Origin of the sequence: Winogradskyella sp. PC-19 (assembly GCF_002163855.1) — a bacterium.
GTDB lineage: Bacteria > Bacteroidota > Bacteroidia > Flavobacteriales > Flavobacteriaceae > Winogradskyella.
Map to the genome: position 1 here is coordinate 879,404 of NZ_CP019332.1, position 13,092 is coordinate 892,495.

The following is a 13,092-nucleotide window of genomic DNA, read 5'->3' on the forward strand; positions in this document are numbered from 1 at the left end:
GTGAATATCATTACCAAACCTATACAGAGTATTGGTATGAGCTGTAATATGTCTTCATAATGCTTCAGCAGGAATAACTCCAACAATGTACCAATCATCATAATGACAAAAGCCGATATAATTACGCGCTTTAAACTCAACTATTTTTCTTTCTAATTTTAAATAATATGATGACACAAAATTAAGCACCTAATGTTGGAAATAAAAATTATTTAGATAAATTCTAAATAAAAAACATACGCATTTATGAGATTAAATTTTTAAATAAAATTTCTTTAGTTTAGAATACTGAAAATCAAATATACTCTTGACAAAAGACCAACTTTATACAGAATTAAATTACGTAAATCATTCACGAGAAAAACGCTTGTATTACGCTAATCTTGTAATTGATAATACCTATTTAATATCACCTCTGCTCGAAATTCTTTTTTCTGTCAATGACAAAATATCTTGCAGAGCTGCTTGGGTTTTTGAATTTATGTGCACCGAAAAGCTTGAAAAAATCATTCCCTTCTTAGATATCTTTATTAACAACATAAGTAAAGTTCACCTAGATTCTGCTGTTAGACCAGTTGCAAAAATCTGTGAATTATTATGTACCACTTATTATGGAAAAGATAATTCAGAGATAAAAAATCACTTAAATATAATGCATCGTGAAAAAATTACTGAAGCTTGTTTTGACTGGATGATTAACGAAGAAAAAGTAGCACCCAAAGCTTACGGTATGAACGCTCTTTACCTACTTGGATTAGAATTTGATTGGATACATCCTGAATTACAAATTATTTTAGAACGTGATTTTTCTTTACAGAGTGCTGCTTTTAAGGCTAGAGCGCGACATATTTTAAAAAAATTAAATAAGAAAAAATCTTAAGGCTTTGAACTACAAAATTCTAATAGACTTCATTATATTTGATTCTTTCAAAATTCTGAACATACATGGCACTTTCATCACTGAATGCAATCTCTCCAATTGACGGTAGATACCGCTCAAAAGTCGAATCTCTTGGCAACTATTTTTCTGAAGAAGCTCTCATAAAATATCGCGTTTTAGTAGAAATAGAATACTTTATTGCGCTTTGTGAGATTCCGTTACCACAATTATCATCTGTAGATACAACAGTATTTGAAGATTTACGTAAGATTTATAGAGATTTTTCTTCTGAAGATGCTACTGCAATCAAAGATATAGAGAAGGTTACAAATCATGATGTTAAAGCTGTTGAGTACTTTATAAAAGATAAATTTGACACTTTAGGGTTATCAGATTATAAAGAATTTATCCATTTTGGATTAACCTCTCAAGACATCAATAATACAGCAATACCTTTAAGTATTAAGGATGCCATGAATGATGTTTATGTTCCTGAATACTTTACGCTCCTAGAAAAAATTGAAACACTTGCAGAAGAGTGGAAAGCAATACCAATGCTAGCAAGAACTCATGGACAACCTGCATCTCCGACGCGTTTGGGTAAAGAGATTTTAGTCTTTGCTGTTAGACTTAAAGAGCAATTTAATTTATTAAATGATATCCCAAGCGCCGCTAAGTTTGGAGGAGCAACAGGCAACTTTAATGCACATAAAGTGGCTTATCCAAATATCGATTGGAAAGATTTTGGTACAAAATTCGTACAAGAAAAGTTAGGCTTACAACATTCTTTTCCGACTACTCAGATTGAACATTACGACCATATGGCAGCATTATTCGATGCTCTAAAACGTATTAATACGATAATCATTGACTTAGACAGAGATATATGGACTTACGTTTCAATGGATTATTTTAAACAAAAAATTAAAAAAGGCGAAGTTGGTAGTTCGGCTATGCCACACAAAGTAAACCCTATAGATTTTGAAAATAGTGAAGGTAATTTAGGTATAGCAAATGCTATTTTCGAACATCTTTCAGCTAAGTTACCTGTTTCGAGATTACAACGAGATTTAACAGATAGCACCGTTTTACGAAATGTTGGCGTCCCTTTTGGACACACATTGATTGCTTTTGCTTCTACACTAAAAGGTTTAGGAAAACTATTATTGAATGAAACTAAATTTCGTCAAGATTTAGAAAATAACTGGGCTGTTGTTGCAGAAGCTATTCAGACTATTTTGAGAAGGGAAAATTATCCAAATCCATATGAAGCTTTAAAAGGATTAACAAGAACCAACGAAGCAATTACACAATCTTCAATTTCTAATTTTATTGATACACTTGAAGTTTCTGAGAGTATTAAAAACGAATTGAAAGCTATTTCGCCAAGTAATTATACAGGCATATGAAATTCAAACTTCCATTTCCTCTAAATAACAATACTATTGCCTTAAGTTTTGTAGCTATAATTACACTTTTATTTTTTATAGCAGGAGCATTTAGCGTCTTAGATTACGTAATTATTAAAATTATCATAATTGGTCTAACTGCTGCAATAGCCACTATTGTATCTGTTATTTTATTCAAAAAAGATTTAATAAAAAATCGTCTTGAAGATAATCCTCAAGACGATTCTAATTAACATTTTAATGAATAGAGGTCAGTCTATTTAAAAAAATCGGTAAGACCATTAAGGTCTGTATCTTCAAATTTTACATCATTCATGATTGTTCGTAAAGACATTAGGTCATTAGCGTTCATGTCATCACCTAAGATTCTAGCTACCATAAAACCCTTGTCATTAGCATTTCCTAGAATTATAAGTTCATCGATGTTTTCGATATCTCCTAAAAACTTTACTACAAATTTTCCGTCAGTAGTGTTACCACCTCGCATTAACTCTTCGTATTTAGGATTTTTAAGAATCGTTTTTACGTTTTCTAATTCTGTTTTGTAAACATCACCATTTTTTTCATCTACTTTAAAAGCCAGAACATTAAGCTTATCTATTGATTTATAAGCTTTTTCTTGCTGATCTGAAAGTTCTACTTTATCGACATCAATAAAGCCTGTTGGCACATCGAACGTGGTAAATCCCGGCTTTAACTCATTGTCTACATAATAGGTTTGCAACGTTGGCCCATTGTTACAGCTCACAAAAGCAGTAACAATTAGGGCTAACATCACAAGTTTTTTGATTGATTGAAATTTCATGATGATTTGTATTAGTTTTTCTTGCTAGCTTTCTTAAGCTGCTCGCCACCTGGCATATTCATTTGATTTGTCAACTTTGAGATTTGTCTTAAATCGATATCTCCTGTTAATGATAATACAACTGTTTCGATTTCTCTCTTCTTCCCATTGATCTCAATATCTTGCCCTTTAGTCATTTCTTTAAGACCGTTAACAAACATTAAAAGTTCTTTTACATGGTTTTCATCTTTACCTTCTTTTATATAAAAGAATACGTTCTGGTCACCATCTTTTATGCGCATTAACTCTTCAAGGTCAGTTTTCTTAAGATAAGACTTTACTGTAGCGTTCATATCTGCAGATATTTTTTCGTCTCCTGTTGTAAATACTTTAAAGCCTGTTATGTTTTTAGCCATATTTACAAATTCTTGTGCATCTGGGTCATCTAAGTCAATACCCATTGTAGCTAGCATCTTAAACATCTTTTGGTTAACTACTACTGATGTTACGCCATCTACATCTTCGAATTTGTCAAATACGCCTTGACCAAATGAAACTGCCGATGTCAATACAAAAGCTACTATTAAAATTAAATTTTTACTCATCATACTTATTTTATTATTTCTGTTTACGTGAATCTTCGATTTCATGATTTCTGTTTTTGTGTTATTGTTTGTTATTTTAAAAATTTGTTTGTTGTTTTTCCGAATTCCTTAACAAAATTAGCCTTGTACATACCAGCATTAAAATTATCTGATGCCATCTCTAAAACGTTAAGACTCGATGCGCCTTCGTTAAAATTTGAAGACATAAAGGCTAAAGCATTTTTAGTTTTGTTATACATTTCAATTTCCTTATCAGAATAAGTTGGACCACTCAACATTTGTGGCATCATAATACCGAGCATAATAACCGCTGCCGCCGCGACTGAAATCCATTGATAGAAATTTGATTTCTTTTTAGTGTTTAATGGAACGTCTTTGGTAAACGCTTCTTGCTGCGTATTAGCAAAATAGACAAACAAAGGTTTGTAAGACTCTAAATGAGGTGCTACATCATCACTGGCAAAGTAAGCTCTTAATTGTGCTTCTTCTTGAAGTGTTGTTTCTGCGTTGTCGTACTTTTCTAATAATTTTTCGATACTATTTAATACCATAACTATGTGTCTTAGTTAATTGTTCTCTTATAGTTTTTCTAGCTCTTGATAAGGCTACACGAATTGCTGTTTCATTCATGTCTAACATTTTAGAAATCTCAGAAAAATCGTACTGCTCTATATCTCTAAGCTGAACTATAATTTGTTGTTGTTCTGGTAATGTTTCTATTATGCTCGAGACCCAGTCAACACTATCTCTTGCTTCTACTTGTTTTTGTAATGACGAGTGGCCTTTGTCTTGATAATTACTATGAACTATCTTTAGATTCTGAGCTTGTTTAGACTTTAAACGGTCTAGACAAAAGTTCTTAGTCATGGTCATAGAAAATGCTTCTACATTTTTGTAGTCACTGATTTTCTGTTTGTTTCTCCATAATTTCAAAAGTATTTCTTGCGTCGCATCTTCGGCTTCTTCTCGAGAAACCAGTAGTCGCTTTGCTAAACGAAACACTTTGTCCTTAAATGGCATCACTAATTTTACAAAATCTGCCTGTGTCATTACTTGGTTTGATTGGTTGAAAAACAATTTTAGTTGCTTTCATAATTACGACGAAGCTTAACAATTTTTGTTACAAATACATAAAAATAAAATTTAATGTGCTGATTTTCAATATTTTAAAATTTGAATTATTTTTATAATTATCATCAAAGCTAAAGCCTTAGTCGTATTTCCTTTTAATTCTACAATATTGTAAGTAAATTTAGAGTTTTACAACTGAAACCTATATTATTACAGTAAACCCAAATAAAAATGAAGAGTTTTAAATTACTAATATTAACAGCAATAGTTACTTTTTCGGCAACAAGTTGTTTTGAGGATAGAGATGATAATCTTGTTTTTACAAATGATGTTAAAGACTTTATCTGGAAAGGAATGAATGAGTTTTATATATTCGGAGATGATGTGCCAGATTTAAGAAACGAAAGATTTGGTATTAACGGTGAAGACAATAGATATGATTCTACTCCAGAATATTTAGATTATTTATCAGGTTTTTCATCACCAGAAACCATCTTTGATGCATTAGTGTTTGATGCTGGTAATACTGATAGATTCAGCGTATTATTTCCCGATTTATTTGAAGCATTACAATTATTTGACGGAACAACTGAAACTAACGGTTTAAGATTTTCTGCTTTTCCTGTCCCTGAAAGTTCTAATGAAGTTTATGCCATAGTACGGTTAGTTTTAAATGGTAGTAATGGCGATTTAGCAGGAATAGAACGCAACATGTTTATAACTAGTGTTGATGGAATTACACTAACAACAACGAATTTTGCAGATTTATTAACTCAAGATACAGCTACTTTTGATTTTGCGAATTACAATGATAATGGTACAGAAACTTTAGATGATGATATTATAACACCAAATGGAACAAGTATTACTGCATCTAAATCAACTTTTACTGACAACCCTGTTCATCGCGTAGAAGTAATAGAAGAGGACAACGAAACCATTGGATATATTATGTACAATAGTTTTAGAGGTAACTTTGAAACAGAATTAAATGAGGCTTTTGCTACCCTAAGTGCTGCTAATGTACAGCATTTAGTATTAGATTTACGATATAATGGTGGTGGAAGTATTTTGACAGCAACTAGACTGGCAAATATGATAACTGGTCAATTTAATGGGCAGCCATATGCGAACAATATCAATGGCCCTAATCGTCAAAATGAAAACACAACATTCAATTTCACCAATACTATTGATGGTGGTGCTACAACAAATAGTCTAGGTTTAGATAAGGTTTATGTACTAACGACCAATGGTTCTGCTTCAGCAAGTGAGCTTACAATTAATAGTCTAAGACCTTATATTGAAGTTGTACAAATTGGAACCAATACATCTGGAAAAACAACATCAAACCGATTAGTATTTGATTCTCCTGATTTTGGAACGTCTCAAGTAACATCAGCACACACATATGCCCTTTTTCCATTAACTGGAAATGTATCTAATAGAGATGATGTTTTAGTGCCGTCAACGGGATTAGTACCAAATATACTACTTGAAGAATCTAGAACTAATTTTGGGACACTTGGTGACGTCGAAGAACCACTATTAGCAAGGGCAATAGCTGATATTACTGGGTCAGGAAGATTTACAAATAATATCAGTCATTCTGGCTTTGAAGAACTAAAATCAAAAAAGTTGGATGAACAATTCGATGGGTATATGTATTTTAAATAAAAAGAAAAAGCCACTTCTGTTGAAGTGGCTTTTTTTTTCTTATAAATAATCTTCTAAAACTTAAGATTAAGTCCTAAACTTGCATTTCTTCCTAAAGTTGTAAATCCTAAAATTTCTGAATAATCTTCATTAAACACGTTATTTACGGATGCAAAAACTTTCAATTTATTATTTTCTAGTAACTTATGACTAAAGTATAAGTTGATTAAAGAATAAGCTTCTAAATCTACATTTGAAAAAGTTGCAAAATCTGTATCCTGTCTTTTGCCTACATATTGGGCATCAATAGATGCAAAAGTTTTTGGAGAAAAATCATAACCTAAACTAGCATTTGCACGATGTTTTGGCAAACGAATACGTGTGCCATCTTTTAGTTCTGTAAATGTATAATTTGCAGAAATTGATAAATCTTTTATGATATTAAATTCTGTCTCAATTTCTACACCTTGAACTGTGGCGTCAGTAATTGCATTCTCATAACCGTTTGAACCAAATAGTATTGTATTCTCCTCATCTCTGTTAAAGTACACAGTACTAATTCTAAAACCTTTTTTAGTATTAAATTCAAAACCACCTTCAATAGTCAAGTTTTCTTCTGGTTCTAAGTTAGGATTAGGTCCAAAAAAACCAAATAACTGTGATAGGTTTGGTGCTATAAAAGATGTAGCATAAGAACCAAAAACTTTAGCGTAACCTTCATTTACTGTTACCTTATAAGACGGATTAATATTATACACAAACTGAGACCCATATTCGCTATGGTTATTTAAACGTCCTCCAATATTAACTGTTAGTCCTAAGTCAGTAACATAAACCACATTTGCGTAAGGATCAGTATTTGTAAAACTTTCCTCAACAGCAAACAAACTTTTATAATCACCATAATTAATACCTACAATAGTGTATATATTTTCGTTAAATGTGTATTTATTAAAAGCATCAAGGACAAAACTTTCTGCCTCGTTTACAGACCCAAAAGCAGAAATAGTTTCTCTTTCAATATCCGTATAGGCAGCACTAACTTGCACACTACCATTCTTATAAGTGAATTTTGGAGCTAAGCCTACTCGCTTCTGTTTTGAAGTAAATTGGTCATTAGTGTCTGCAAATGTAAAAGCTGGTGCAGGAAAACCATCAATATCTGTTTTAAACCTATCTATACTTCCGTGAGCAGTTACACTGAAACTATCTGAAAATTCATAGCCTAATTTCAAATTCACGTTATATCTAGAAAATGGGTCAGCTTCAGGATTATCAGATTCTGCAGCGGACAAACCTTCTGCAAACTGATTGCCAAAACTAGCTACATATGTAAAGTCATTTAATGTTCCATTTACGGTAACATTATTTGTAAACTGTTCGGCTCTATAATCATTTTCATCTTGCGACTGATTAGTACCTACTACAGATAGAAAACTTGCTGAAATAGCTTTTTTAGAAGACTTCTTAGTTGTAATGTTAATTACAGCAGTAGCAGCTGAGTTACCGTATAGCGTGCTCGACGCACCTTTTACAATCTCAACACTCTCAATAGTATTTAAGTCCAAAAGACGTAAATCGAATTCATTATTAACCAAAGATGGGTCATTTACCTGTATACCATCAATAAGTACCAAAACCTGTCGATTATTTCCACCACGAACAAAATACCCAAGATTTTGTCCTGCTACACTTCGCGTTCCATTAATTTCGAAACCACTTTTACTATTAATCAATTGCGCTAAAGTGCGTCCTTGATTATTTTCAATCTCTTTTCTAGAAATTTTAATAACTGTCTTACCAGAATTTTCTCGTTTAATTGCAAATCGTGTGTCGGTGACGACCACTTCTTCCAATTTTTCGACTTTTGTTGAATCTTGCGTTTGCGCAAATCCAAGATTTAGCATGCCAATAGATAGCATACCTAACCATTTCATTTTTTTCATTTAAAATTTAATTACTCGAGAACATACAGCGAACTATACGTAAACTTTTATCCCGAAAGTTGTACTTCTATGTTGAAATTGGCAGGTCTCCTGACTTGCGTCTTGTTGTTTGTCTTCCCATTTCTAAAATTTGAAACAGTGACTTTGAAGGTAACAACAAGCTTTATAGCTTACAGTTGCGGGAACAGTTCTGGATTTTAACCAGATTCCCTTTTAATCGAAACATAAATAGTTTATGAATCGAACCAGATTTCGGTGCGAAATTAAACAATTGCTTTAATGTGTTCTATTAAAAGTCTAAATAATATTACTTTTGAAAGAAAACTAAACCTTTGAAATTTTATAAATACATATTCCTATTTCTAGTTTTCGTCGCTTGTAAAAATGATAAGAAAGAAGAATTACTTCCTTTTTCAGAATCAAAACAACTAGAGCTTAAATATGCAAAAGGTTTTACTGTAGTAGAATATGAAGATTACATAATTCTAACCATCTCAAAACCTTGGCCAAAATCTGAGAAAGAGTATACATACTTACTTGCTTCTTCTGAACAATTATCGAAGATGACATTCCCAAAAGATGCTTATGATGGCGTTATAACAAATACTTTAGAAAGAATAGTTGTGACATCAACAACAAACATTCCATCATTAGAGCTTCTAGGTGTCGAAAAAAGTTTAGTAGGTTTTCCCGGTACAGACTATATTTCATCTGACAAAACAAGGCAACTTATAAATAATGGTTCTGTAAGAGAACTAGGAAAAAATGAAGGTATAAACACCGAAGTATTAATAGAACTAAATCCAGACGTAGTTGTAGGTTTTGGCATTGATGGTGTTAATAAAACCTTCGAAACAATAAAAAGAGCAAACGTACCTGTAATTTATAACGGTGATTGGGTAGAGTCATCGGCACTAGCAAAAGCTGAATGGATCAAGTTTTTTGGTGTATTGTATAATAAAGAACAAGAAGCAGATTCTATTTTCAATACCATAGAGAAAAACTATTTAGAAGCCAAAGCAATTGCTAAGAACGCTAAGACAAAGCCTTCTATTCTGAGTGGTGCAATGACAAAAGACGTATGGCATTTACCTAACGGTAATAGTCCAGAAGCTCAGTTTTTAAAAGATGCTAATGTCGATTATATATGGAAAGACACTTCTGGTAATGGAAGTTTATATCTAAGTTTTGAAGCTGTTCTAGACAAAGCAAAAAATGCTGATATTTGGCTTAGTCCTTCTTACTATTCAAGCTTGAGTCAATTGGAAAAAGCTAATCCACTTTATAATAATTTTGAAGCCTTCAAAAATAAATCAGTTTATAGTTTTTCTAATACGACTGGTGTTACTGGTGGTGTATTGTATTATGAATTAGGCACTGCAAGACCTGACTTGGTTTTAAAAGACATTATAAAAATTTGTCACCCAGAATTATTAGATTCATACACACCTTATTTTTTCAAACCACTTGAATAATAGCAAAACATATCGATTTCAGTTTCTAATACTAGTTTTTGTATTGGTACTTTGCTTTTTTGTCAACATTAGTTTTGGCTCAGTTAGTATTCCTTTTAAAAGTATTTTTTCTAGTCTTTTTGGCACCATAGAAAATTCTACTTGGGAAGTTATAGTAACAGATTTCAGGCTTCCAAAAGCTATTACTGCGATTCTAGTAGGTTCTGGTTTGGGAATTTCTGGGTTATTAATGCAAACGTTATTTAGAAATCCATTAGCAGGACCTTTTGTTTTAGGTATAAGCTCTGGAGCAAGCTTAGGAGTAGCATTAGTTATTTTGGGTTCTGGTTTATTTGGTGGTGTCTTTGCGACAACACTTACAACAAAATGGAGTATTGTTATTGCTGCTAGTTTAGGTAGTTTTATAGTTTTATTAGCCGTTTTAGCGGTTTCTAGTAAAGTTAGAGACACTATGGCGATATTGATTATTGGATTAATGTTTGGTAGCATTACTGCTGCTGTAGTAAGTGTACTCTCTTATTTTAGTTCTGCAGAGCAGTTACAACAATATATTTTTTGGGGATTTGGTAGTTTAAGCAACCTATCGTGGAGTGAACTTTTAATATTTTCTGGAATTTATTTAATCGGATTGTTACTAAGTATCCTATCAATAAAAGGGTTAAATAGTCTTTTACTAGGTGATAATTACGCGAAAAGTTTAGGTCTTAACTTAAAACAAAATCGTCTCGTTATTATAATTGCTACAAGCTTAATTGCTGGTACTATAACAGCATTTGCAGGTCCAATAGCTTTTATAGGCTTGGCAATACCTCATTTAACTCGACAAATTTTTACGACCTCAAATCATAAAATTCTATTACCAGCTGTATGCTTGTTTGGTGCAATTGTTATGCTTATTTGTGATAGTATAGCTCAGATTCCAGGTAGTGATTATATATTACCAATAAATGCAATAACAGCTTTGGTTGGTGCACCTGTAGTTATTTGGCTATTGGTAAGACAACGAAAAATGATGTTTTAATTTAGTGAAAGAAAACAAATCAAATATCATCCTTAAAACTCAAAACCTTTCTATTGGTTACAAAACAAAAAAGAATGAGATTATTGTTGCTTCAAACATAAATTTTGAATTACATAAAGGTCAACTCATTGGATTGGTTGGCGCCAATGGTATTGGTAAATCAACTTTACTCCGAACACTCATAAAAGTTCAGCAAAGTTTGTCTGGAACTATTTTTCTAAATGGAAAAGACCTAAAACAATCCACAAATACTGAATTGGCTAAACAGCTAAGTATTGTTTTGACTGAGCAATTAACCTCTAAAAACTTATCGGTATACGAACTTGTAGCTTTAGGGCGTCATCCTTACACAAACTGGATAGGAAATCTTTCTGACGAAGACACTATCAAAATAAATGACGCGATTGATTTAGTTAATATTTCCGAACTAAAAGACAAAAAGTGTTTTGAACTCAGTGACGGTCAACTTCAAAAAGCTATGATTACTCGCGCATTGGCTCAAGACACAGATATTATCGTTTTAGATGAACCAACTACACATCTGGACATGTATCATAAAGCATATATATTAAAATTATTACAAAGGTTAGCTAAAGAAACTGGTAAGACCATTCTATTTTCTTCACATGAGATAGATTTGGCGATTCAGCTTTGTGATACAATGATTGTAATGACTGATAAAGACATTATTTGCAATCAACCTAGTAGTCTTATTGAAAATGGGGTTTTTAATTCGCTATTCCCAAAAGATATGATTGCCTTCGATACCAAAACGGGTAGCTTTAAGATTACTAAATAGCCCTTTTTCATTAGTACGACAAATCAAAAATCTGTTGAAAACTAAAGATGCTTCACTTCACTCTAAATGACAAAAAAATTATCTTTGAAGAAACTCAGATTTAAAACATGAACGACACGCTTATTCTTTTGATTGCAATTATAATTTCTGCCGGAATTGGTGCTTTTATTGGACTTAAATTTTCACAGCTTAAAAGTAAAAGTGAACGTAGTACTTTGGAAGAAAGACAACTTCAGCTTAATAATACTATCAATGATTTAAAACAAAATGTTGAAAAGACAGAATCTGAACGTGAAGAAATTCGTCGTGAAAAGGATTTTTTAAATACCGAATTATCGCGTCGCAATACTGAGTTTGAAAACCTGCAACATCAAAATTTAAAACGTGACGAAGAGCTTGCCAAACAACAAGAACAGCTAAGAAAAGATTTTGAATTAATGGCATCAAAAATTCTTGAAGAAAAATCTGAAAAGTTTACAACTCAGAATAAAGAAAACATAAAAAACATACTCAATCCATTAGAAGAGAAAATAAAAACGTTTGAAAAGAAGGTTGAAGATTCGCAGAAGGAAAGTATAAGTATGCATTCTGCTCTTAAAGAACAATTACTTGGTCTTAAAGACTTGAATCAGCAAATGGCAAAGGAAGCCACTAACCTAACAAAAGCATTAAAAGGCGATAGTAAAACACAAGGGAATTGGGGTGAATTAGTTTTAGAACGTGTTTTAGAAAAATCTGGTTTAGAGAAAGACCGTGAATATTTTGTACAACAAAACTTTCAGCGCGAAGATGGCTCTCGTGTAATGCCGGATGTCGTTTTGCATCTACCTGACTCAAAGAAAATGATTATTGATAGTAAAGTATCACTAACTGATTATGAGCGAATGGTTAATGCCGAGGACGAGGAAAGAGCTATGTATCTAAAATCTCATGTTAGTTCTATAAAAAAGCATGTGGACCAACTTTCAGCAAAAAACTATCAAGATTTATATGACATAGAATCTCCAGATTTTGTGTTAATGTTTATTCCAATTGAACCAGCTTTTGCCGTAGCTATCAATGAAGATAACTCGCTTTACAACAAAGCTTTTGAGCAAAATATTGTTATTGTCACACCTTCTACGCTTTTGGCAACATTACGAACAATTGATACGATGTGGAATAACGAGAAACAGCAACAAAATGCTATTGAAATTGCAAGACAAGCTGGTGCACTTTACGATAAGTTTGAAGGCTTAGTTACTGACCTAACAGGAGTTGGTAAAAAGATTGACGCTGCTAAAAATGATTATTCTTCTGCCATGAACAAATTAGTTGAAGGAAAAGGAAATTTAATTTCTCGTGTCGAAAATATCAAGAAAATGGGAGCCAAAGCTAAAAAATCATTACCTGAGAATATCATTAAAAGAGCTGAAGAAGATTTTGAATAAAAAAACTATTGATACC

13 protein-coding genes and 1 riboswitch are annotated in these 13,092 nt (G+C 32.3%); of the genes, 8 read left to right on the forward strand and 5 right to left on the reverse strand.

Annotation, left to right across the window (positions count from 1 at the left end; translation table 11 throughout):
* The first annotated feature begins 307 nt into the window (after positions 1-307).
* The 3 genes from BTO05_RS04090 to BTO05_RS04100 all read left to right on the forward strand — a co-directional run bounded on the left by BTO05_RS04090 (position 308) and on the right by BTO05_RS04100 (position 2,522).
* On the forward strand, positions 308-880 hold the full coding sequence (locus BTO05_RS04090; protein ID WP_087491437.1) for an adenylosuccinate lyase: 573 nt from the start codon (positions 308-310) through the stop codon (positions 878-880).
* A gap of 65 nt (positions 881-945) precedes the next feature.
* Entirely contained in the window at positions 946-2,289 is a 1,344-nt protein-coding gene (gene purB / locus BTO05_RS04095) for an adenylosuccinate lyase (protein WP_087491438.1), read from the forward strand.
* Positions 2,286-2,522, forward strand: a complete 237-nt coding sequence (locus tag BTO05_RS04100; RefSeq protein ID WP_087491439.1) for a hypothetical protein — start codon at positions 2,286-2,288, stop codon at positions 2,520-2,522. The genes purB and BTO05_RS04100 overlap by 4 nt, the downstream gene beginning before the upstream one ends.
* 23 nt (positions 2,523-2,545) lie before the next feature.
* Here BTO05_RS04100 and BTO05_RS04105 read toward each other — a convergent pair whose 3' ends face one another.
* The 4 genes from BTO05_RS04105 to BTO05_RS04120 are packed head-to-tail and all read right to left on the reverse strand — an operon-like array spanning position 2,546 to position 4,728.
* Positions 2,546-3,094: a DUF4252 domain-containing protein gene (locus BTO05_RS04105; RefSeq protein WP_087491440.1), complete on the reverse strand. Its 549-nt coding sequence runs from the start codon at positions 3,092-3,094 to the stop codon at positions 2,546-2,548.
* Between the two features lie 11 nt (positions 3,095-3,105).
* A complete protein-coding gene (locus tag BTO05_RS04110) occupies positions 3,106-3,723 on the reverse strand; it encodes a DUF4252 domain-containing protein (protein WP_232459775.1) in 618 nt (205 codons plus the stop codon).
* 26 nt (positions 3,724-3,749) lie between these two features.
* On the reverse strand, positions 3,750-4,229 hold the full coding sequence (locus BTO05_RS04115; RefSeq protein WP_087491441.1) for a hypothetical protein: 480 nt from the start codon (positions 4,227-4,229) through the stop codon (positions 3,750-3,752).
* Positions 4,216-4,728, reverse strand: coding sequence for an RNA polymerase sigma factor (locus BTO05_RS04120; protein WP_087491442.1), 513 nt, complete (start codon positions 4,726-4,728; stop codon positions 4,216-4,218). The genes BTO05_RS04115 and BTO05_RS04120 overlap by 14 nt, the downstream gene beginning before the upstream one ends.
* 252 nt (positions 4,729-4,980) lie before the next feature.
* Between BTO05_RS04120 and BTO05_RS04125 the strand changes: the two genes are divergently transcribed.
* Complete coding sequence (locus BTO05_RS04125) at positions 4,981-6,426, forward strand: S41 family peptidase (RefSeq protein WP_087491443.1); 1,446 nt, start codon at positions 4,981-4,983, stop codon at positions 6,424-6,426.
* Between the two features lie 53 nt (positions 6,427-6,479).
* Here the strand turns inward: BTO05_RS04125 and BTO05_RS04130 are convergent, their stop codons facing one another.
* Entirely contained in the window at positions 6,480-8,351 is a 1,872-nt protein-coding gene (locus BTO05_RS04130) for a TonB-dependent receptor plug domain-containing protein (protein WP_087491444.1), read from the reverse strand.
* Positions 8,352-8,413: 62 nt separating this feature from the next.
* Positions 8,414-8,616: riboswitch (cobalamin riboswitch) on the reverse strand.
* Positions 8,617-8,683: 67 nt separating this feature from the next.
* On the opposite strand from BTO05_RS04130, the gene BTO05_RS04135 reads away from it, so the two are divergent.
* From BTO05_RS04135 to BTO05_RS04150, 4 genes are all read left to right on the forward strand, one after another.
* Positions 8,684-9,826: an ABC transporter substrate-binding protein gene (locus BTO05_RS04135; protein WP_087491445.1), complete on the forward strand. Its 1,143-nt coding sequence runs from the start codon at positions 8,684-8,686 to the stop codon at positions 9,824-9,826.
* Positions 9,819-10,847, forward strand: a complete 1,029-nt coding sequence (locus tag BTO05_RS04140; protein WP_087491446.1) for a FecCD family ABC transporter permease — start codon at positions 9,819-9,821, stop codon at positions 10,845-10,847. The genes BTO05_RS04135 and BTO05_RS04140 overlap by 8 nt, the downstream gene beginning before the upstream one ends.
* 4 nt (positions 10,848-10,851) lie before the next feature.
* Positions 10,852-11,646, forward strand: a complete 795-nt coding sequence (locus BTO05_RS04145) for an ABC transporter ATP-binding protein (protein ID WP_087491447.1) — start codon at positions 10,852-10,854, stop codon at positions 11,644-11,646.
* A gap of 107 nt (positions 11,647-11,753) precedes the next feature.
* Positions 11,754-13,076, forward strand: a complete 1,323-nt coding sequence (locus tag BTO05_RS04150; RefSeq protein ID WP_087491448.1) for a DNA recombination protein RmuC — start codon at positions 11,754-11,756, stop codon at positions 13,074-13,076.
* Positions 13,077-13,092 lie beyond the last annotated feature (16 nt).